The following is a 21,225-nucleotide window of genomic DNA, read 5'->3' as shown; positions in this document are numbered from 1 at the left end:
TCAAACAGATAAATAACAATATCGGTGTAGATATGGAGGTTCAGATGATTGCAATGGTAACGGGCGCCTCGTCCGGTTTTGGTGAAGCCATCAGCCGCCAGCTGGTGCAGGCGGGCTACAAGGTGATCGGCACCGGTCGCCGCGCCGAGCGGCTGGCCGCGCTGGCTGACGAGCTGGGCGAGCAGTTCCTGCCGCTGGTGTTCGACGTGCAGGACAAGGCGGCTACCCGCGCTGCCATCGCCGATCTGCCAGCCGCCTGGAGCGAGGTGGATCTGCTGGTCAACAACGCCGGTCTGGCGCTGGGGCTGGAGCCTGCCCACAAGGCGGATCTCGAGGATTGGGAGCAGATGATCGCCACCAACATCAGCGGTCTGACCCTGCTCACCCGATTGCTGCTGCCGGGCATGGTGGCGCGCAATCGCGGTCACGTCATCAATATTGGCTCCATCGCCGGCACCTACCCCTATCCGGGCGGTAACGTCTATGGCGCCACCAAGGCGTTTGTGAAGCAGTTCAGCCTCAACCTGCGCGCCGATCTGGCGGGTACCGCCATCCGCGTCACCAACGTGGAGCCGGGCCTGTGCGGCGGCACCGAGTTCTCCAACGTGCGCTTCCACGGCGACGATGCCAAGGCGGCCTCCGTCTATCAGGGGGTGGAGGCGATCCAGCCGGACGATATCGCCAATACCGTGCTCTGGATCAGCCAGCAGCCCGCCCACGTCAACATCAACAGCATCGAGATCATGCCGGTGGCCCAGACCTTCGGCCCGCTCACTATCAGCCGCCGCTGATTGCAGATCTTGATGAAGCCAGCTTGATAAAATGAACAGAGGCACCCCGGGGTGCCTCTGTTCATGCTGTTTTATCAACCGAGCTGGTTACAGGCTCATGATCTTCTTGAACTCCTCTTCCGAATACTTCTGCTCGCTGCTTTTGGCCAGATCCGTCATCAGCTTGTAGCGAAGTTCTTTGGCCATCTGATAGGTCTGCTCCAGCTGGCCATAGGAGTAGTCGGCGGCCAGCCTGATGGCGGTAGCCTTGTCGCTGGCGCCAGCAGGCGGCGAAATGTGCCAAAACAGCGTGAACGGGCAGCAGATGAGTCATGATTCTGACGCCTGTTTGCGTGGGATGCGTGGTGAGATCCGCCATATCTCTTGATCCCACACCATCTGACAAGTTGGCCTGTAACTTGCTGGTTTGATTGATAATGGTGGGGCCTGACGCCCCATGTGACCGGATCAGCCAGTGCGTATTGCCACAGATGCGCAGCGAATTGGAGCCCCCATGGATATCAAACCCTACAGCCAGCAGCTTGCCCAGAGCGCATCCAACAACCGTGCCCTCGCCACCCTCAACAGTGCCGGTGGCGGTCAGGGCGGTGGCTGGGAGGAGATGGTCAGCCTCTCCACCCAACGTATGACCGGTCAGGCCCAGCAGGTGCTGACCTACGAACATCTGGCCAAGAACAACAAGTTGCCGCCGGCGCTGGATATGAGCTCCGACAAGGGTGGCGTGGTACAGCAGCTGGTGGACAAGGCGCTGGGCTTCGATCGCAAGAAGTTCAACGAGATAGAAGAGAAGCTCAAGTCGATCGCCGACAACAAGAAGCTGACGCCGGAAGAGCGTACCGAGCAGAGCAAGCCGCTCAACGAGCAGCGAGAGGCGATGCTCAAAGAGGCGATGGATCGTCTGACCGGCAAGAAGTAGGGGCGGCGATGTGCCGGATTGACCGGCAAGTCGGGGCGAAGAGGCAAGATCTTGCCCTGAATGGTGGCTCGGGGAGTGAACGGTCTGGGTAAGGAAGGCGGGAGGCAATATTGCCTCCCGCTTGATATGGTGGCCGCGCATGTGGCCGCTAGTCGGGCGTCATTACGCTTGCATGGCGGCCAGAGCCGCCCGGTCGGGACTATTCGCTAGCGACGATGCCGATCCCTATGGCTTTGGTCTGAACCGCCTTGAGCTGGTCGCCCTCTGCAATCAGGTTAAACTGCTCCGGGTTGTTGATCTTGATGGTCAGGGTCTCATCCACCCCTCTGACGGTGACCGTCTGCTGTTGTTTGTCCAGCCCGATGACATCGGCATAGATGGTCACTTTCATGCCGACACCACCACCCGGTTTCTCATCTGTCCCGGCCCGTTCGCTATCCACTTCCACGATCCGTTTTCTGATGCCTGCGGTGCCTTTCAGCAGCTCTACATCGAGTATCTGCAGATACTTGAGCGTGACCTTGTCCCCGACCTTGACGTTTGGCAGGTTGGCAACCTGCTCGCCAGCGACGATATCGAAGGTTTCACCCTCTGCGTTTTTCAGACTGACCTTGCGGGTCTCCAGGTCGATGGCGGTCACGGTGGCACTCGCCGTGAGCTCTTGCGCCAGGCTGGCTTGCCCAGGAGCGACGTCGACCCCTGCGTTGACCTCAGCGGCTTGTACCAAAGTGGTCGAGAGGGTAAACAGACCAGCAATCCATGCATGCTTCAGTTTCATATTTCAGACCTTCCTGTATGAAGAGGGATTGGATGAAAACTGACGGGGGTAGCAGGATGGGAAAGTGATGGGGAGCCTGATCGCCATGGTGCTACCCGCCCTCCTGACAGACCATAGCAGAGCCATACCTGAAAATGCCGCTGCAATGCCCGGCAATCTCCATTCTGATAACCAGCTCCCGTTTTTGACCTGACGGGATCGCAGGCGCACAATGTCCCCGCTCTGTTCAAGTCGAGGATCCCGCCGTGTACAACTTCCAATATGCCAACCCGACCCGCATCTGTTTTGGTGAGGGGCAGATCGCCAGCCTGCCTGAGCTCATCCCGCCCGGCAGTCGCCTGCTGGTGCTCTATGGCGGTGGCAGCATCAAGCAGAACGGCGTTTATGAGCAGCTGACCCGGGCGCTGGCAGGGGTGACGTGGCAGGAGTTCTCCGGCATCGGCGCCAACCCCAGATACGAGCTGTTGATGGAGGCGGTTGCGCTGGTGAAGCGCGAGCGCATCGACTTCCTGCTGGCGGTCGGTGGCGGCTCGGTGGTGGATGGCACCAAGTTTGTCGCGGCGGCGGCCTGCTATGAGGGGAGCGATCCTTGGGATATCTGCGGCAAACAGGCGAGCGTGCACCAGGCATTGCCGATGGGCTGCGTGCTGACCCTGCCCGCCACCGGATCCGAGAACAATCCCACCTCGGTGGTGAGCCGCGGGGATGTGAAGATCTCCTTCAGAAGCCCGCTGGTGCAGCCGCAATTTGCGGTGCTCGATCCGGCGACCACCTACAGTCTGCCTGCCCGTCAGACCGGCAACGGGGTGGTGGATGCCTTCATCCATATCACCGAGCAGTACCTCACCTTCCCGGTGGGGGGCGACGTGCAGGACCGGCTGGCGGAAGGCTTGCTGCAGGTGCTGGTGGAGAATGGCCCCAAGGCGCTGGCGGAGCCTGCCAACTATCAGGTGCGGGCCAATCTGATGTGGGCCGCCAGTCTGGCGCTCAACGGCCTTATCGGTTGCGGGGTGCCGCAGGATTGGGCCTCTCACGCCATCGGCCATCAGCTGACGGCGCTCTACGGGCTGGATCACGGCCAGAGTCTGGCGGTGGTGCTCCCCTCACTGCTCCGTGAACGGGCGAGCCAGAAGCAGGACAAGCTGGCCCAGTTTGCCGAGCGAGTGTGGCATTCGACTCGCGAGGACAAGGCCCTGCGCATCGAGGAGGCGATCATCCGCACCGAGCAGTTCTTCCAGAAGATGGGGCTGGGCACCCGGCTCTCTGACTATGGTCTCAGCGAAAGCTGCATTCCGGCGGTCTGCTCCAACCTCAAGCGGGTGGGGCGCACCGCGCTCGGGGAACATCAGGATATCGACCCGGATCGGGTGGCGCGCATTCTCGCCCGGGCGCTATAAGCCGGTGTCGATAGGTTTCCACGAGTGATTCATTTCACCAATTAAAGAGGGCCGCTTGTTGCGGCCCTTTTGCATGAGGGGTCAGCGGATTACTCGGTGCGTGCCTTGAGGTAACCGGCGTAATCCGGGATCTGCACGCTGAACGCCTGCTGCATGTGGGGGCTGTCCATGATGAAGTCGGCGGTTGCTTCGTTGGTGGCGACCGGGATGTTCCACACCGCCGCCAGCCGCAGCAGCGCCTTCACATCCGGGTCGTGGGGCACCGCATTGAGGGGATCCCAGAAGAAGATCAGCACGTCGATCTTCCCTTCGGCAATCAGGGCGCCGAGCTGCTGATCGCCGCCCATGGGGCCGGAGAAGAGGCAGGTGATGGGCAGCTGCGCCTTCTTGCCGAGCATGGTGCCGGTGGTGCCGGTCGCATAGAGATGGTGGAGCTTGAGCTCCTCCTTGCGGCGCATCACCCAGTTCAGCAGAGGGGTCTTCATGTTGTCGTGAGCCACCAGTGCCAGCCGTTTGTGGGGCGCCATCTCGCGTGCAATCTGTTCCATGGAAATCGTCCGTAGCATTGTTATTGGCAGAGAGCCGTATCCTAATCGAAAGCCATGACAGATGCTGTGTCGGGCGCATTAACTGTGATCCTGTCGAAAAGTTTCGGGCTATGGCGACCCAAATATGGCGGCCCAAATGAAGAGACCCGCACTGGCGGGTCTCTTTGTTTGTTAGCCTGTTGGCTCAGGAGCCGTGGTGCAGTTGCGCCTGCTGGTAGTTTTCCAACCCGATGCGATCGATAAGGTCGAGCTGGGTTTCCAGCCAGTCCACATGCTCCTCCTCATCCTCCAGGATCTTCTGAAACAGGTCGCGGCTGATGTAGTCCTGCACCGATTCGGCGTAGGCGATAGCGACTTTCAGGTCAGGGATGGCGTCCATCTCCAGCAACAGATCGCAGCGCAGCATCTCCTCCACGGATTCACCGATGCGCAGCTTGCCGAGATCTTGCAAGTTGGGCAGCCCTTCGAGAAACAGCACCCGTTTGACCAGTTCATCGGCGTGTTTCATCTCATCGATGGACTCGTGGTACTCCTTGTGCCCGAGCGCCTTGAGGCCCCAGTCATCGTAGATGCGGGCGTGCAGGAAGTATTGGTTGATGGCAATCAGCTCATTGGCCAGCACCTTGTTGAGGTGGGCAATGATCTTGGGATCTCCTTTCATCGGCTCTGCTCCTTGGTTCGTGCCTGAGGCTTCGATCGTTAGAGCTTAGTCGAGAAAAGTGACAACAATAGGTCTGGCGAGCCCACTCGCCCGAGAGGAAGGGTGACCCTGTTGGTGGGTAGAGTCAGAACAGGAGCGGTCCGGATCAGGCCACTTCGTAGTAGAGCACGGGTTGCTCCGGTTCCATCTTGTCGAGCTCGGCGGCAATGATCTCCATGGTCATGCGCACACACTTGCCACACTGGGCGCCCACCTCGAGCGACTGCTTGAGCTGGCGGAATTCGCTTTTACCTGACTGCACCGCCTTGCGGATTTGGGTATCTGTGATGCCGCGGCACAAACAGACGTACATGATGATCACCTCTTGTTGAATGAGATGAAATCTAAATGAGAATGGTTCGTAGTGCAAATAACCATTGGTAATAAGATCCCCTGCTTGCCACTGTGCAACCCCTTGGTGACAATGCTGGCAACCAGAGGAGATCACCATGCTCAAGAAACTGTTCAGCGCCCTGTTCGGGGGCGAGCCGACCAAGGCGCCGGAAGTTACACCGATCGAATATGCCGGCTATCTCATCTATCCCGAACCGATGGCAGAAGGGGGCCAATACCGGCTGGCTGGCCGCATCACCAAAGAGCTGGATGGGGTGCTGCAAACTCATCGCTTCATCCGTTCCGATCTGTTTGCCAACCCGGCCGATGCCGAGCGTTTCATGGTGCAGAAGGCCCACACCTTTATCGATCAGATGGGGGATCGCATGTTCGAACCCCGCAAACCGGCTGACAGCGCGGCTTCATGACTCAAGCAGAGGTCAACCGGCTGCGCGAGGCGTTGGCCCGCGCCGGTGAGCGGCGCCTGATCTGGCTGGAAGGGGAGGAAGCCGACTGCATTGCCCGCGCCCAATCCCTGCTCGGTGGGACCGTCTTCTGGCTGGGCGCAGGGCCCGAGTGTTATGTCCCGCAACCCGCCGCCAAGGCGCTGCAGCGGCTCGGTCAGGAGTGCGACACGCTGGTATTCAATGCATTCAGCGGTTTTCACTCCGACGCCTTCGGGGCGCTGGCGGGCACCCTGCGCGCCGGTGGCTTGCTGCTATTGCTGACTCCGCCCAGAGCGCAGTGGCCAGCATGGCCGGATCCCGACCGGATCAGACTGGTGGCGCAGCCGGAGGAGGCGAGCAGGGCGGGTCACGGTTTTATCGCCCGGTTGGCGTGGCTGCTGGCGGGGGATCCCGCCCTTTCCCTGGCTCCGCCGGTTTGTCCGCAGCCGTGGCAACCCATCGGGCCCGAGCGAGCGCTGAGCTGCGATCAGGCCCGGGCGCTGCCCGCCATCCACAAGGTGTTGCACGGCCATCGCCGCCGTCCGCTGGTGCTGAGCGCCGACCGCGGCCGCGGCAAGAGTGCGCTGCTGGGGCTGGCTGCCGCCGAGCTGCTGCGCCAGCAGCCCGAGCTGAACATAGTGGTGACGGCCCCCTCACAGGCGACGGTAGCCACCCTGTTTGCCCACGCCGCTCGCGGGCTCAATACCACGTCGGAACAGACGCCGGAACAGCTGACGGGGCTGAGCTACTGCTCGCCAGATCGGCTGGTGCACGAGGCATTGCAACCCGACCTGCTGCTGGTGGATGAAGCGGCCGCCATTCCGACCCCGCTGCTTGAAGCCATGCTGGCCCGTCACAGCCGCATCGTGTTTGCCACCACCGAGCACGGTTACGAGGGGACGGGGCGCGGTTTTCACCTGCGCTTCAAGCGGGTGCTGGATAGTCAGACGCCAGATTGGCAGGAGATCCACCTGGGTGAACCGATCCGCTGGAGTGAAAGCGATCCGCTGGAGCCGCTGATCTTCCGCCTGCTGGGGCTCGATGCGGAAGTGGCTGCGCCCTTGCCACCGACCAGCCCGAGCTGGCGTCTAATCAGTCAGGAGGCGCTGGCGAGCGACGAGTCGCTGCTCAACCAGCTGTTTGGCTTGCTGGTGCTGGCCCACTACCAGACCACGCCGAGCGATCTCAGATCCCTGCTGGAGAGCCCGGATCTCGACATCCATCTGCTGGAGCAGGATGCGAGCCTGCTGGGGGTGGCGTTGGTGGCGCGGGAAGGGGAGATAGCTCCCGAGCTGGCCGAGGCGATCTGGGCCGGGCGCCGCCGTCCGCGCGGCCATCTGCTGCCCCAGTCGCTGCTGGCCCACGCCGGTTTCAAAACGGCGGGGGCGCGCAGTTATGCCCGGGTGATGCGCATCGCCATCCATCCCGAGCTGCACCGGCACGGGTTGGGTTCGCAGCTGCTTGGCAAACTTGAGGAGCATTATCGTCAGGCGGGCATCGACTACCTCGGCTCTGCTTTTTCAGCCAGCGCCGATCTGCTCCCCTTCTGGCGCAAGGCCGGGCTGACGGTGCTGCGCATCGGTTTGCAGCGGGATGCCGCCAGCGGCTGCCACGCTGCCTTGCTGCTAAAGGCGCTGAAACCCGAGCATGCGCCCGAGCTGGCCCAGTGGCAGCAGCGCTTTGTGCGCCAGCTGCCGACCCTGCTGGCGGGCGAGTTGAAAGCGTTGGAGCCCGAGCTGGTATGGCAATGCCTGCAAGGTTGTACCGTTACCGCACCGGAGCTTGGCGAGTTTGAGCGTGGTGAGATTGAATGCTTCGCCCTGCATCACAAGCCGTTTGAGCTGTGTCAATCCAGCTTGCAGCTGTGGCTGGCGCGTCATCTGGCTGTGCTGGCTTCGCTGACCCCTGCTGAGCGCCAACTGCTGATCGCCACCATCTGGCAATACGCAGACTGGGGAGTCTTGGCCGCGAGGTTGCAGCTGGCGGGCAAGCCCGCCGTGATCAAGGGGTTACGGGCGCTGCTGGCGCGTCTGTTGGGTTCCCCTACCACTCGATAGGTTTGCCCTGCCAGTCGAGAAAGCTGAGCTCGCCATCTGGTTGCAGCCGGTTCATCAGGTTAATCAGATGGTCGGCTACCAGCTCGGGACTCTGCACATTTCCCGCGGGTACATTGGCGTGAAACGGGCGGGAGAGTTGGGTATCCGTGGTGCCGGGATGGAAGGCCAGCAATTTGACGCCGGGGGCCCGCCGGGCCAGCTCGATGGCGGCACACTTGAGCAGCATGTTGAGGGCTGCCTTGGATGCGCGATAGCCATACCAGCCGCCTGCTCGGTTGTCGCCAATGCTGCCGACCCGGGCGCTGAGAACGGCCAGAGTGCAAAGCTCGCGGCCAAACAGCGGTAACAACTGGCTGATCCAGCGCAGCGGCAGCAAGGCGTTGGTCTGGTAGAGGCGGGTTATGGCATCGAGATTGATTGCTTCGAGCCGCTTCTCCGGCTGAATTTCCCCCTGATGCAGAATACCGTTGCAGATCACCACCCTGTGCGGTCTAGGTGCCAACTCCGCGATGCGGGCCACCACTTCTGTCATTTGCTCATCGCTGTAATCACAACATAGCCAGTGTAGGGCTGGCGAAGAGGCTCCTGCTGGTGCGGGCTGACGACTGATGGCAATCACTGGCCCGACACCCGCCGCCAACCAGTGTGCCACCAGAGCCGCCCCGATACCGCCAGAAGCCCCAATCACGATTATGCCTTCACTCATCTCCGGCTCCTTGTGAGTGCATGATGGATTTCACCATCTGCCAATGTTGTCCTGAGTGGCAGATACGATCGTGCCAGCCTGCGGGATCAAGCGGTTAAGGCTGCAATCTTGCCGAGATCCGAGCCGCTGGGCGAATTCCATTCCTATACTGAGGGAAAACCGCAGCGGAGTGCTGCCTGCGCAACCAGAGCATGAGAATCACCATGATGGCCAAAGACGGGGAAGAGCGTAAATCCATTCTGACCGAGAGCGGCACCAACGAGCTCGAGATCATCGAATTTCACCTCAAGAAGCAGCTGCCGGACGGGCGCGAGAAGATCGCCTACTACGGCATCAACGTCGCCAAGGTGCGCGAGGTGATCCGGGTGCCGGAGACCACCGATTATCCCAACGCACAGCGCCACATGGTTGGGGTCTTCTCCCTGCGGGAGCGCCTGATCCCACTGGTGGATCTGGCGGGTTGGCTTGGTATCAAGACCAACCCGGATCCCAGCCACAAGGTAGTGATCGTCACCGACTTCAACAAGATGGCCAACGGCTTTCTGATCGACAGCGTCAGCCGGATTCACCGGGTCTCCTGGGAGGATGTGGAGTCCCCCAGCCAGTTTCTGGAGGCGGGGGAGAACGACTGCGTGGTAGCGGTGGTCAGGCGCGATGGCAACCTCATCATGATCCTCGATTTCGAGAAGATCATCGCCGACATCAATCCCGAGCTCAGCATGGAGAAGTACGACGTTACCCAGGATCGCAAGGTGCTCATCGACGATCGCATGATGGCACTGCGTCAGGGCAAGACCATTCTGGTAGTGGACGACTCGGCCTTTATCCGCAAGATGATCGAGACCACTCTGCGTACCGCTGGCTTCAACGTGATAACGGCCAAGGATGGGGGGGAAGGGTTGGAGATGCTGACGGATTTCGACCGTCTGGCCCAGGAGGAGAGGATGCCGGTGTCTGGCTTCGTCAACGCGGTGATCACCGATGTGGAGATGCCGCGGATGGACGGTATGCATCTGCTCAAGCGGCTGCGGGATACCCCCTCCTACAAGGAGATGCCCATCGTGATGTTCTCCTCCCTGATGAGCGATGATAACCGTCAGAAGGCGCTGCAACTGGGTGCCAACGATACCATTACCAAGCCTGAGATTGGCCGCATGGTGGGGATGATGGATCATATGCTGCTGGGGATTGCCCCGCCTTCGCCAGCCAACAACATCTGACCTGCCATTAACTTGCAATTGGCCGGTCGAATCCACTGACCGGTGCCTCAAGCGGCCACTCCTTGCCAAGGGGTGGCCGCGCTGTTTTGGCTGTTTGCTGCGATCCCGACGCCCCTTGTCTCCCGGATATGATTAATGTAATGATAATTATTATCATTTGTTGGTGTGAAGCATATGACAGCAACCTGGGTGAAGGGGTGGGTCGAGTCGACCGAAGGCGGCAGCAGCATGAGTCACTGGAAACAGCAGACCAGAGAGGGTAACCGGCTGTTTGATTGCGGCGAGTATCATCAGGCGCTGGCTCATTATCAGCAGGCGCTCTGGTTGGCTCGTCAGCAGTTGGTTCAGTGGCACGATGCGGATGAGGCGGTGGCGGCGCTGGTTGTAGCTCACCACAATCTGGCGGATCTGCTGGTGGCCATGACTTTGCCCGATCGCGCCGCCGACCTGCTCTGCTATGTGCACGACTGCCTGCTGGCGACCTGTCACTCCCCCGCTTGCTCCTCTCGCCTGCGAGAAGCCGCGTTGCGCCATACCCGAACAACCCGTGCCGAGTTGCTGACGTTCGTACAGCGCCACGGCCGCCACGCCGGGATCATGCGTTCGCTCGGTCACTGCCTGTGCCAGAGCGAGCCCTCATCCCGGCTCCATTAATCCGAACAGAGGTCATCATGAGCCATACCCTGCGAGCCCTGAACTATGCCTACGACGCACTGGAACCCCATATCGATGCTCTGACCATGGAGATCCACCACAGCCGTCATCACCAGACCTATATCAACAACCTCAACGCCTCGCTGGAAGGTACGCCGGAGCTGGCCGAACTGCCGGTTGATGAGCTGCTGCGCCGCTTCGCTACCCTGCCAGCCACGCAGCAGGGGGCGGTGCGTAATCACGGCGGCGGCCATGCCAACCACTCCCTGTTCTGGCTGGTAATGAGCCCGCAGGGTGGCGGTGAGCCGAGTGGCGAACTGGCGCTGGCCATCGAACGGGAGTTGGGTGGCTTCGATGTCTTCAAGCAGGCCTTCACTCAGGCGGCCCTGAGTCGTTTTGGCAGTGGCTGGGCCTGGCTGGTGGTGGACAAGGCAGGCCGATTGCAGGTGGAGAGCAGTGCCAATCAGGATAGCCCCCTGATGCATGGCCATACCCCGATCCTCGGGCTGGATGTGTGGGAGCATGCCTACTACCTCAAGTACCAGAACAAGCGTCCGGATTACATCGCGGCTTTCTATCAGGTGGTAGATTGGGCCGAGGTGGCCCGTCGCTATCAGGCGGCGCGAGGCTGATCTGGCCGCAATAGAGATGTGGTATTGAGCGGTACAAGAGCGCAGCCATAATCAGCAGTGCATGCAATACCAAAACCAAACGACCCGCCAACTGGCGGGTCGTTTGTCTTGTTATTGGGCGGGCACGCTGGCGCTGGCGGCGGAGGGCTCCACCGGCAATGTTGGCAAAGTCGCAGTGGGGGCTTGGTGGCGGCTTCAACCACTGGTTTGACGGGGGTGACAGGTTCAGTCGTTGCCGCTGCTGATGCAGCCTCAGTAGCTGCCGTTGCTGATACTGCCGGTGTGACCGGTTCAGTGACTGCAGCTGCGGGTACCGCCGTTGGCTTGATCTCAGCCACGGCCGGTTTGGGCTGTTTGAGGCAGGGTTGCAGGCTGCCGATGGTGCTCAGAGATTTACAAGGCACCGGCAGACCGATGGGCACCGGCTCCCCGAGAAACTTGGGTCCCTTGTCCAGAACATAGAGGTCGAGCAGCCCCATCAGGCGGGCAAAGACTTCCCGTACCCGGGTGCGGATCCCCTGATAGGCGCTGGGGTCCTCGGCATTGAAGCCGACCGCGTCGATACCAAAATGACGGGCGATAAAAATGGCGCGTTCGTTATGAAAGCCCTGAGAGACCACAGTAAAACGATCCTGACCGAACACCTCCTTGGCTCGCACCACTGAGTCGAGAGTGCGGAATCCGGCAAAATCCATATAGATGGCAGAGGCGGGAATGCCCGCCTTGATCAGGGCACGCCGCATCTGGCGTGGCTCGTTGTACTGCACGGTGGCGTTGTCACCGGATACGATAATGAAGTCCACCTTGGCATCGTTGTAGAGCTCGGCCGCCGCCTTGATACGGTATTTGAAGTAGTGGTTGGGGCCGCCACCGGAGAGATATTTGGAGGTACCCAGCACCACCGCAACCCGGTTGTAGGGCACCTGTTCCACCTGATCGTAGGTGTAGTGACGGGCATCCGAGACGATCCACTCGCTATAGGCCAGCAGCGAAGCAATCAGTGCCAGCAGCAAAACAAGGCAGGCGAGGAGGATTTTGGCAAACTTCTTCATGCGCGGTGCGGTCAGGATCTGAGGTGAGGAGTGGCTATCGCCATTCTATTACAACTCGGCCGCTGGCGTCAGGCTTGATGAGTGGGTACCGCTCTTTCGGGCAGAGGTTGCCACATCAGGTTAGCTGGCTAATACGCCGGGAAAAAGAGGAGCAGCCGTGGCTGCCCCTCGCGTCGTTATGATAGGTCAGTGGGCCGAATCATTGCCCTTGCAGATGTCAGACTCCTTGTTGGCTTGCCACCATGGCAGCAGATCCCGGCTCAGCCACGCCTGATAGGCGTCGCTGTCGTTGGCGATCAACCGGTCCAGTTCCCCTTCAAAGTCGCTCATCGCCTGCTGTTGATCCGGATTGCGCAGCGCCTGTGCCAGCGTCAGCCAGCTGGCGCCGCGACCGGTGTCGTTAAGGAAGCGGTGCACGGTATAGGACCAGGAGTAGACCATCTCCCCTCCCTGCTCGTAATCGAGGTGGAGGATCGCCGCCAGTGTCGGGCGCTGGTTGGCGGGGCGGTTGGCCACGTTATCCAGACCCCGGGCAAAGCACTGGCCGTGGGCGATGTACTCTGCAATCCCCTCTGACCACCAGGTGGTGCGGTTGAGCGGATAGTGGCCGAAGCTGCCGTACTGGTTGAAGCGGCCATCCAGATAGTGAACGTACTCGTGGCGCAGGTTCCACACCTGGAAGGCCGGGCGCTTCCACTCCGCCTCATAGGCGAAGAAGCGGGCCTGATTGCCGGGGCGAGCCGGATCCCCCTCGATATAGATGCCGCCATTGTCGGTGGAGACGCCAAACAGCGCGCTGCCGTAGCGGCCCCAGTCGGCAGAGGAGTTGAAGATCACCAGCTCCAGTGCTTCGTTGTGATCATCGGCCACCGGTTGCTCGCCAGTTTCCATCTGCTGGTGGAAGCGTTGCTCCTCGTCACCCAGCTCACGGCAGATCCCTTCGGCCTGAGCCTGGGTCAAATCCTGGGCGCGCAGACGCAGGGTAGGCGAGCAGGTGTGTTCGAACGACAGAATATCTTCCATGCGGATCGGGGTGCAGAGCCCGGCGAACTCGCCGCTGACGCAGGCTTCGCTGGTGCGATCTGTGTAGGTGAGGTAGTAGCTGGAGAGGGTCAGGGAGACCTCTTCCAGCATGGCTGCCGGATGCTGGCCGCCCGGGACCAGCCCCTGCTGGCGCATGATGGTGATGACATCGCGATCCAGCTGTTGGCGATAGGCGATCGCCTTATCCGGGCTGGTGTGATGGAGATAGCGCATCATCTGGTAGAGACGGCTATGGGCATCGAGGATGTTGTTGAAGATAAACAGATCCCGTGAGCCGTCGCGCTGTTTCCAGAGGGCCAGTTCGCTCAGGCCCAGTTGCAGCAGGTTCTGGCGCAATGCCGCCTCCTGTTGCAGCACAGCTGCGCTGAAGTCTGCCTGCAGACCGTAAGAGGCGCTCTGATCGACCAGATTGAGCAGCTCGAACAGACCATCGGCCCAGGGTTTGTGGCCATTGATTTGCGCCGCATGTTGCACCGCATAGCCGAGCGCCTGGTTGAGCTGGGCCAGCATGGGGGCGGCACTCTGGCGGAAGGCGGCTTGCCCAAGTTGTCCCTGCGCCGCCACGCTCCAGGCTTCCAGCACTGTGCCTGCCTGATCCTGCGGTTCGGCGCCCAGTAGCAGGGGGTGGTTGAGCAGATCAATCATCACCCCGGCCAGTGCCCGGGCGACCTGATCACTCTCCTTGCCAACGCCGCCGTGGTAGTTGTGGGCGCGCACATAGTAGAGCAGCTTGTCCATTGCCGGATGGGTCGGCTGGTTGGCCGCCAGCAGGGCTCGCATGCCGCGCACCACCGCCATCAGCTTGGCGTCATCGTGGCCGTAATCCGCCTGCCAGGCAGGACTGTTCTGGCCGCTCACGTCAGCCACCAGTTTAGCCGCATCGCTATCGAGCAGATCCACATCGGGCTGCTCGGGCTCGGAGCAGAGGCGACCATTGGCACGGCGGCACTCCAGCTGCTCCTCCTTGCTGGCCAGCACTATGGGGCGATTGAGCACCCGGCTCTCCTGCCACTCTTTGCTCTCAGACAGGGGTTGCCACTCGCCGCCCGCGATCGGGTATTGGTAGCCGCTATCTTGCAGCGTTACCTGAACCTCGCTGCCTGCGGGGATCACCTGACGGCAGATGCGATAGCGGATGGTGTTGCTCCCTTCCTTGCGCTCCTGTGGCTCATCACACTCTTGCTGAGGCGTGAGCTGATCCAGCTGCCACTGATAACGGCGCCAGACGTGGATCTCGCTGACCTGAGCGGCAGCCTGACTACCTGCCAACGGTTGCAGACGGAAGAAGATCTGCTCCAACCGGCCATCCCGCTCACTCGGGGTCTCTTCAAGTACCTGCAACGGCTGCCAATCCTGCGGCTGATAGTGCCACTCCGGCTCTGCGCAGCGGCCTTGTGCGTTGAGTTCGCAGCGATCCAGCTCCCTTTCACTCTGACCAAGGATGATGGCTTGCGGCAGCGGCAGACGATCCTGCCGCTGGGCGGTCGGCGTGCCTGCCAGCTGCTCCCAGCGACCCTGCTTGAGGCCGTAACCGAAGTCATAACTGCTGGCGGGGATGAGCTTGCCCGCCGGAATCCGATCTTCACAGCGAACGAAGCGGATCTGCCAGCCCGCATCTACCTTGAGCTGCGGCTCGCCACACTGCTGTTCGGCCAGTGCGCCGAGATCGCTGCTCTGCCAGTCGAAGCGGCGGTAGACCCGAAGCTGCTGATAGGGCGCGGTGCTGCTGCGCGCCTTGAGTTCGTAGGTGATCTCGGTGATGCGAGCGGCCAGTTGCTGGCTCGATTCGCCAGTCAGCTGATACTGTCGCCAGTCATTGGGGGAGTAGTTGGCTTGCGCCGAGGATGTAGCCAAAAGCAGGGGGCCTGCCAGCAGCAGCCACCCGGTACCCGAACGGTTCATTTTTATCCCTTTGTTGTTGTTTGTGTATTGTCTTGCGAGTAATCGCAAGGCAATTTAAACAGTTCCAAAGGGATATCAATTGCCAATTAAAAATCAGACAAATCAATAAGATGGTGACTTTTTGAGTCTGATCGAATTATCGTGGGTTGGCGCCGCAGTGAGGACTCACATGTTTCTTTTTTGTTTTCAAAGAAGATCGGTAAATTGTGAGTCCGATCTCATTCAGCTTGTTGTGACAAGGTGGTCAGCTGTCGGGCAATCTTGCCCAGCAGTTGGCGTGAGGGTTTGAGATTGCCGCCGAGATCGGGCCAGGGGAGCCACTGGTCGGGCACCATAAAGCCGGGTAGCGCGCTGCGGATCCAGGCTGCCAACTCGGAGTAGGGAACCGGCTCACCGTGCCAGTCGATAAAGGCGGCGGGGCGCTGCCCCCACTCGTCGCTCGGCACCGGCACCACCAGCGCCTGGGCGACGGCGGGATGATCCACCAGTCGCTGCTCTATGGTCTCGGGCTGGATGTTTTCGCCCCCCGAGATGAAGAGGTTGTCGAGTCGCCCCTCCACCAGCAGTTCCCCTGCCGCAGTGAACCGCCCCTTGTCGCGGGTATGAAACCAGCCCTCGCCATCGAGGGGCAGATCCAGCTCGCCATCTCGGTAGTAACCGGCAAACAGGGTGGTGCCACGCACGCAGATCTCCTGCTCTCTGATGCACACCTCCCGTCCCGGCAGCGGCAGGCCGACTACACCCGCATCGCCGGGTACCGCGGTGCAGACCTGACTACCCATCTCGGAGAGGCCATAGCTCACCTTGGGTTCGAGCCCCATGGCGCAGAGGCGACTCACCAGCGGTTGCGGGATGGCGGCGCCACCGAGCAGCAACTCGCGCAGGCGGGTGCGGGACGGGTCAAAGCCCTCTGCCAGCAGACGCCAAAGCTGGGTTGGCACCAACGAGAGGTGAGTGATGGGCTGGCACTCCAGCCGCTCCTTGAGGGGCCGTTCACGCTGATCCAGCACCAGCGTGGCACCCGCCAGAAAGACCCGAAACAGGATGGCGTAGCCGCCGACATGGAACAGCGGTAGGGAGAGCAGCCAGCCGCAGGCCTCATCAAGGGGAATGAGGGTGGTAGAGCCGCGCGCCGAGGCAAGATGGTTGCAGAGCCGGTGCACCACAGCTTTCGGCGTGCCGCTGGAGCCTGAGGTGAGGATCATGTTGTTGAGCTGGGTCGATGCCAGCGGCCAAGCCTCCTCGCTTGTCGGCAGTTCGCAGGTGAAGTCGAGCTGCAAGGGTTGCCAGTTGCCTGCCGGGATCTCCCCTGCTGACCAGAAGGCATCGGCATCGAGTTGCAGCGCCAGCTCGCGCTGCTTTTCGAGAGGGAAGGCGGGGTTGAGCGGGCAGAACACCACGCCGCTGCGCACGCAGGCCCAGGCCAGCAGCACATCTTCCTGCGCCCCGCGTACCACTGCTGCCAGATGATCGCCACGGCGCACCCCGGCAAGTTCCAGCTGTTGGCACAGGCTGTTGATGCGGGCATCGAGCTGGCGGTAACTGAGGGGGGAGGCGGCGTGGATGGCAATGCGGTCCGGGGTGGTGGTTGCCCGGTGGCGTACCGGGCAAGGCGTCTGTTCGGATGAGCAGGAGGGGTCAATCACGGGAATACAGTTGCTCCAGTCGGCTCAGGTCCGGTTTGCCATCTTCCCCCAGCAGATTGCCTGCCATCCAGCGGCGGGTATCCAGCCCCGGCGCCTGTTCCGGTGCCCACTCGCCTGCCAGATGAAAGAGCTGGTTCAGGCCCAGATCCGATTCGAAGCAGGAGGAGATGATCACCTTGAGCCGCAGTTCGTGGGCGCGGGCGATCAGCGCTTCGCAGTTGGCCAGGGAGCCGAGCAGGGTGGGTTTGAGCACCAGCGCGCGCAGTTGCGGGATCGGCTCCCACGGCTTGCCTTGCGCCAGCAGCTCGTCCAGCGCCACCGGCATGCCGGTGCGGTTGGCGACAAAGGCGATATCGGCAAAGTCGGCGCAGGGGTCTTCCAGATACTCGATGCGATTCGGATCGAGATGGCCACAGAAAGTCCACGCCTCCTCGCGGGTCCAGCCCTGGTTGGCATCCAGTACCAGCTTGAGGGAGGGGAGGCGATCGCACAGCAGGCGGATCAGCGCCAGCTCGTCACGCATCGGGTAGCGCGCCACCTTCAGCTTGGCCTTGTTGGGGGTGCGGTGCAGCCACTCTTTCCAGTTGCGCAGCAGCTCCTGGGGGGAGCCTTGAATGAGGGGATAGGGCTCCGGAAGCGGGTTGCTCTGCTCGGGCCATTTCCGGCGCGCGCAGTCGAGGCCAAATTGCACCGACGGCAGCACGGGGTTCGGGGTGTCGCCGGCGGCCAGGGCCGCCAGCGTGGCAAGGGCTTCTGCCTCAGCCTGTTGCAGGCTCTCTTTTGAGAAGCCGGGCAGGGGGGCAATCTCCCCCCAGCCGTCGTTGATGCGCACCAATAGCCCCTCTCGCGCCACCTCCACCTTGCCGTGAAAGGTCAGTGGCTGGGTAAAAGGCAGTTGATAGCGATACAGGGCTAGTGTCATCAGGGGTTCCGCTTGTATTTGGAGAAGTCGGGGCGACGCTTTTCGTTAAAGGCGTTGCGGCCTTCCTGACCCTCTTCGGTCATGTAGAACAGCATGGTGGCATTGCCCGCCAGCTCCTGCAAGCCCGCCTGACCATCACAGTCAGCGTTAAGGGCGGCTTTCAGGCAGCGCAGCGCCATCGGGCTGTTTTGCAGCATTTCGCGGCACCAGCGCACGGTTTCACGCTCCAGTTCGGCCAATGGCACGACGGTGTTGACCAGACCCATGTCGAGGGCTTGCTGGGCATCGTACATGCGGCAGAGGAACCAGATTTCGCGGGCTTTCTTCTGGCCGACGATGCGAGCCATGTAGGAAGCACCCCAACCGCCGTCGAAGGAGCCCACTTTCGGGCCGGTCTGGCCAAACTGGGCGTTGTCGGCGGCGATGGTCAGATCACACATCATGTGTAGCACGTGGCCACCACCGACCGCGTAACCGGCCACCATGGCAACCACCGGCTTCGGGCAGGTGCGGATGTCGCGTTGGAAGTCGAGCACGTTGAGGTGGTGAGTCCCCTCGTCATCACGGTATCCACCGTAGTCGCCACGGATCTTCTGGTCGCCGCCGGCGCAGAAGGCTTTCTCGCCAAAACCGGTCAGGATGATGGTGCCGATATGATCGTCATAACGGGCATCGGCCAGCGCCTGCAGCATCTCTTTGACGGTGCGGGGACGGAAGGCGTTGCGTACCTGGGGACGGTTGATGGTGATCTTGGCAATGCCATCGTCGGACTTGTGATAGAGGATGTCCTCGTAACCGGCGGAGCAATCCTGCCATTCAACAGGAGCGTACAGTTCAGCTTCCGTCATTGCCTCAATCATGGTTTTTTCCTTCTGATCTGGGAGAGCACAGTTGAGCACACAGTTGAGCAATTCCGGCATGCGGAACGGGTGCGTACAGTTCCGCTTCTGTCATTGCTTCAATCATGACTCGTCTCTTCTTGTTGGTTGACCCACTCCGCGAGGAGTCGGGCAAAGGTGTCGGGCTGGCTGGCGTGCAGGTTGTGGCCGCCATCCAGTACCAAGTGGTTGATTTTGCGATGTTGGTTCGCCAGCTGGCAAGCCAGCTGATGGAATTTGTGATCCCGCTTGCCACTCACCCAGGTGACCGGCAGCTGGCACTGCATTAGCCAGGGGGCGAGATCCGGCTGCTGGCCGAGCGAGGTGGCACGCAGCATGGTGGCGATGGCGCAGCCATCATTGCCAAGGCGTTTGGCGATCTGGCGGGCCCGAGCCGCTTCGTCGAGATCGGCAAACACCCCTTGCTGGTACCAGTCGCCGAGCACCGAGGCGAGTTGCTCGAGCTCGAAGCGCTGCGCCCACAGTTCATCGTGCTGGATGCGGGCGGCCCGTTCACTGGCCGGTAGCCCCGGGTGGCAGTTCTCCAGCAGCAGTCCCTGCAGCCCGGCGGGCTCGCGGCTGGCGTGATAGAGGGCCAGTCGCCCCCCCAGCGAGTAACCCGCCAGTAGATAGCGTTCAATGTTGCGGCTGGCCAGCTCGGCAACCAGCCACTGGTGGCTCTGTTCAAAGTCGCTGACGTTGAGCTCGCGATGCTGGCCGTGACCCGGCAGATCGAGGGCTATACAGTGGATGGCAGGCAGCCGGTCGATCACCGGTTGCCAGTCGTTTCCATCGCCGAGCAGGCCGTGCAGCAGCACCAGCGGCACATTGGCATCTTTATTTGCCACGGATGGCGGCCCCCAGCGCCTTGAGATCATCGGCTACCTGCTCGCTCGGTACCCGGATCTCGATCAAGGTAACGCCATGTTTGAGGGCGGCGCAGTAATCGTGCTCGAACTCGGTCAAGGTGGTTGGTGCGCGATAGCTGAGGCCAAACATGGCGGCGGCATGTTCAAAGGCAAGGCCGTGGGGCAGCCGGTAGTAGCTCTCCAGCAGCTCCCCTTCGGTGGGTACCGGTAACATACGGAAGATGCTGCCGCCATCGTTGTTGAGCAGGATCACCACCAGCGGTCGGCTCGCCTTGCCAAGCAGGGCGAGGCTGTTGAGATCGTGCAGGGCGCTGAGATCCCCAAGCAGCAGGGTGGTGGGCTCGTCGCTGCCTTGCTCGACCGATTGGGCAAAACCGTAGGCAGTGGCAATCAGGCCGTCGATGCCGGAGGCGCCGCGGTTGGTCATCACCCGGCTCGGCCCCTTGCCTGTTTCGCCGAGCATATCCATCAGTCGGGCTGGCATGCTGTTGCCGACAAACAGTTGCCCTTCGATCAGGCTGTTGAGGCGATGGCAGACCCCGAGCTCCGAGAAACCCTCGCAGGCGGCGGCGATCTGCTGGCTGGCGTTGTGTTGCAGCTCGGCCAATTTGTGCCAAGGGCCCTGGGTGGTGACCGGATGGGCCGCAGCAAAGGCGCTGGTGCTGCAGAGCAGCCGGTTGCGCAGCCGGTAGTCGGGATCGAGCCGCGCCGGTTGCGGATCCACCAGCCAGTAATCCTGCCATGAATGGTGTTTGATGAACTGGCCAAGCCGCTTGGAGACAAGCCGCGCGCCAAATTGCAGCAGCACCTCGGCGCGGCCCAGCTCGGCGACGAATTCAGGGTCGTTGAGCGCCAGATCCATATGGATGAGGTTGCGACTATCGAAGCGGATCTGGCTCTGCAGATCTGCCAGCAGCGGCCAGCCGAGTTGCTCCGCCAGCGCGGCGACCGCCTGCGCCTGTTCGGGTTCGGTGATCCGTCCGGCCACAATCACCCCGCGCTTGTGCTGCCACTCGCGCCACTCGGGTTGCGGCGGGCAGGTCGGTTCGATCGCGAGCCACGGGCTCCATGGCCTGTGCGAGCCGAGCCAGTCGCCGAGGGGGGCCAGATAGTCGGAGAAATCCTGATAGTGCTCGCCCGGGTAGAGGGGCTCGGGGTACATGCAGTTGAAGTGCACCACCCCGGGAGTGAGCGCCTGTTTGGCCAAGGCTTGATCCACCGAGCTCAGCACGAAGGCGGCGGGAATGGTCGGGGTGGGGCTCGGCAGGTTCTGCTGATAGACGGGGTAGTGGCCGAAGATCCCCTGCTGGTCGATCGCCTGATTGGCGCCGTTGTCGATGAGCTCCGGGGGACGATCGGCGGAGAGAATAATCAGCGGCACGCCGGTGAGCTGGGCCTCTGCCACGGCAGGCCAGAGGTTGGCTACCGCAGTGCCGGAGGTCATGATCACCGCCACTGGCCGGTTGCTCCCCTTGGCCAGCCCCAGCGCCATAAAGCCGAGGCCGCGCTCATCAAAGTGCAAGTGACGGCGAAAGCCCTGATGGGCCGCAGCCGCCATGGTCAGTGGCGCAGAGCGGGAGCCGGGGGCCAGCGCGATGTCGCGCACCCCGAGGCGAAAGAGCTCCTCCAGCAAGAGGGAAGACCAGATGTGGTTGAAGGTGGCGTGCTGGCTCGAAAACGGGGTGCAGGCAAACTCTTCGCTGGCAGGCTCTTGACAGGTGGGCATAGGGGCTC

General features: G+C 61.7%; 20 protein-coding genes and 1 pseudogene. 8 read left to right on the top strand and 13 right to left on the bottom strand.

What is annotated here, in order from left to right:
* The first annotated feature begins 44 nt into the window (after window positions 1–44).
* On the top strand, window positions 45–791 hold the full coding sequence (locus CK911_RS14275; protein ID WP_098972686.1) for an SDR family oxidoreductase: 747 nt from the start codon (window positions 45–47) through the stop codon (window positions 789–791).
* Between the two features lie 87 nt (window positions 792–878).
* On the opposite strand, the pseudogene CK911_RS14270 reads toward CK911_RS14275, so the two are convergent.
* Window positions 879–1,043: pseudogene (locus CK911_RS14270) on the bottom strand (dipeptidase); the annotation flags it as partial.
* A gap of 241 nt (window positions 1,044–1,284) precedes the next feature.
* Between CK911_RS14270 and CK911_RS14265 the strand changes: the two are divergent.
* On the top strand, window positions 1,285–1,707 hold the full coding sequence (locus tag CK911_RS14265; RefSeq protein WP_098970757.1) for a hypothetical protein: 423 nt from the start codon (window positions 1,285–1,287) through the stop codon (window positions 1,705–1,707).
* Between the two features lie 199 nt (window positions 1,708–1,906).
* On the opposite strand, the gene CK911_RS14260 is transcribed toward CK911_RS14265, so the two are convergent.
* Window positions 1,907–2,485 carry a hypothetical protein gene (locus tag CK911_RS14260; RefSeq protein ID WP_098970755.1) on the bottom strand — a complete coding sequence of 193 codons (579 nt, stop codon included), beginning with the start codon at window positions 2,483–2,485 and terminating at the stop codon, window positions 1,907–1,909.
* Between the two features lie 245 nt (window positions 2,486–2,730).
* Between CK911_RS14260 and CK911_RS14255 the strand changes: the two genes are divergently transcribed.
* A complete protein-coding gene (locus CK911_RS14255) occupies window positions 2,731–3,882 on the top strand; it encodes an iron-containing alcohol dehydrogenase (protein ID WP_172954023.1) in 1,152 nt (383 codons plus the stop codon).
* Window positions 3,883–3,971: 89 nt separating this feature from the next.
* On the opposite strand, the gene CK911_RS14250 is transcribed toward CK911_RS14255, so the two are convergent.
* The 3 genes from CK911_RS14250 to CK911_RS14240 form a co-directional block, all read right to left on the bottom strand.
* Window positions 3,972–4,430 carry a methylglyoxal synthase gene (locus CK911_RS14250; RefSeq protein ID WP_068979061.1) on the bottom strand — a complete coding sequence of 153 codons (459 nt, stop codon included), beginning with the start codon at window positions 4,428–4,430 and terminating at the stop codon, window positions 3,972–3,974.
* Window positions 4,431–4,614: 184 nt separating this feature from the next.
* On the bottom strand, window positions 4,615–5,091 hold the full coding sequence (bfr, locus tag CK911_RS14245; RefSeq protein ID WP_098970749.1) for a bacterioferritin: 477 nt from the start codon (window positions 5,089–5,091) through the stop codon (window positions 4,615–4,617).
* A 145-nt stretch (window positions 5,092–5,236) separates the two neighbouring features.
* Window positions 5,237–5,443 (bottom strand): bacterioferritin-associated ferredoxin, encoded by a 207-nt coding sequence (locus CK911_RS14240; protein ID WP_098972683.1) that lies wholly within the window; start codon window positions 5,441–5,443, stop codon window positions 5,237–5,239.
* A gap of 136 nt (window positions 5,444–5,579) precedes the next feature.
* Between CK911_RS14240 and CK911_RS14235 the strand changes: the two genes are divergently transcribed.
* Window positions 5,580–5,891, top strand: coding sequence for an HlyU family transcriptional regulator (locus CK911_RS14235; protein ID WP_098970747.1), 312 nt, complete (start codon window positions 5,580–5,582; stop codon window positions 5,889–5,891).
* Window positions 5,888–7,966 carry a tRNA(Met) cytidine acetyltransferase TmcA gene (locus tag CK911_RS14230; RefSeq protein ID WP_098970745.1) on the top strand — a complete coding sequence of 693 codons (2,079 nt, stop codon included), beginning with the start codon at window positions 5,888–5,890 and terminating at the stop codon, window positions 7,964–7,966. Before CK911_RS14235 ends, CK911_RS14230 begins: the two co-directional genes overlap by 4 nt.
* Here CK911_RS14230 and CK911_RS14225 read toward each other — a convergent pair.
* A complete protein-coding gene (locus CK911_RS14225) occupies window positions 7,953–8,672 on the bottom strand; it encodes an SDR family NAD(P)-dependent oxidoreductase (RefSeq protein WP_098970743.1) in 720 nt (239 codons plus the stop codon). The genes CK911_RS14230 and CK911_RS14225 overlap by 14 nt on opposite strands.
* Before the next feature lie 203 nt (window positions 8,673–8,875).
* Between CK911_RS14225 and CK911_RS14220 the strand changes: the two genes are divergently transcribed.
* The 3 genes from CK911_RS14220 to CK911_RS14210 all read left to right on the top strand — a co-directional run bounded on the left by CK911_RS14220 (window position 8,876) and on the right by CK911_RS14210 (window position 11,178).
* A complete protein-coding gene (locus CK911_RS14220; protein WP_098970741.1) occupies window positions 8,876–9,892 on the top strand; it encodes a chemotaxis protein CheV in 1,017 nt (338 codons plus the stop codon).
* 174 nt (window positions 9,893–10,066) lie between these two features.
* Window positions 10,067–10,546 (top strand): hypothetical protein, encoded by a 480-nt coding sequence (locus CK911_RS14215; protein ID WP_098970739.1) that lies wholly within the window; start codon window positions 10,067–10,069, stop codon window positions 10,544–10,546.
* Window positions 10,547–10,563: 17 nt separating this feature from the next.
* Window positions 10,564–11,178, top strand: a complete 615-nt coding sequence (locus CK911_RS14210) for a superoxide dismutase (protein ID WP_098970736.1) — start codon at window positions 10,564–10,566, stop codon at window positions 11,176–11,178.
* On the opposite strand, the gene CK911_RS14205 is transcribed toward CK911_RS14210, so the two are convergent.
* The 7 genes from CK911_RS14205 to menD form a co-directional block, all read right to left on the bottom strand.
* Window positions 11,160–12,230 carry a vancomycin high temperature exclusion protein gene (locus CK911_RS14205; RefSeq protein WP_253860328.1) on the bottom strand — a complete coding sequence of 357 codons (1,071 nt, stop codon included), beginning with the start codon at window positions 12,228–12,230 and terminating at the stop codon, window positions 11,160–11,162. The genes CK911_RS14210 and CK911_RS14205 overlap by 19 nt on opposite strands.
* A 186-nt stretch (window positions 12,231–12,416) precedes the next feature.
* Complete coding sequence (locus CK911_RS14200; protein ID WP_098970734.1) at window positions 12,417–15,176, bottom strand: collagenase; 2,760 nt, start codon at window positions 15,174–15,176, stop codon at window positions 12,417–12,419.
* 218 nt (window positions 15,177–15,394) lie between these two features.
* Window positions 15,395–16,822, bottom strand: coding sequence for an AMP-binding protein (locus tag CK911_RS14195; RefSeq protein WP_098970732.1), 1,428 nt, complete (start codon window positions 16,820–16,822; stop codon window positions 15,395–15,397).
* Entirely contained in the window at window positions 16,815–17,744 is a 930-nt protein-coding gene (gene menC / locus CK911_RS14190; protein ID WP_098970730.1) for an o-succinylbenzoate synthase, read from the bottom strand. Before menC ends, CK911_RS14195 begins: the two co-directional genes overlap by 8 nt.
* A complete protein-coding gene (menB, locus tag CK911_RS14185) occupies window positions 17,744–18,592 on the bottom strand; it encodes a 1,4-dihydroxy-2-naphthoyl-CoA synthase (RefSeq protein WP_206668267.1) in 849 nt (282 codons plus the stop codon). The genes menC and menB overlap by 1 nt, the downstream gene beginning before the upstream one ends.
* 110 nt (window positions 18,593–18,702) lie before the next feature.
* Entirely contained in the window at window positions 18,703–19,500 is a 798-nt protein-coding gene (gene menH / locus CK911_RS14180) for a 2-succinyl-6-hydroxy-2,4-cyclohexadiene-1-carboxylate synthase (RefSeq protein ID WP_098970728.1), read from the bottom strand.
* Window positions 19,460–21,217 (bottom strand): 2-succinyl-5-enolpyruvyl-6-hydroxy-3-cyclohexene-1-carboxylic-acid synthase, encoded by a 1,758-nt coding sequence (gene menD / locus CK911_RS14175; protein ID WP_098970725.1) that lies wholly within the window; start codon window positions 21,215–21,217, stop codon window positions 19,460–19,462. Before menD ends, menH begins: the two co-directional genes overlap by 41 nt.
* Between the last annotated feature and the right edge of the window lie 8 nt (window positions 21,218–21,225).

Origin of the sequence: Aeromonas sp. CU5, from assembly GCF_002586745.1 — a bacterium.
GTDB classification, from domain to species: Bacteria; Pseudomonadota; Gammaproteobacteria; order Enterobacterales; family Aeromonadaceae; genus Aeromonas; species Aeromonas sobria.
Note: the sequence above shows the minus strand (reverse complement) of the source record. Positions and strands in the feature narration are given on the sequence as shown.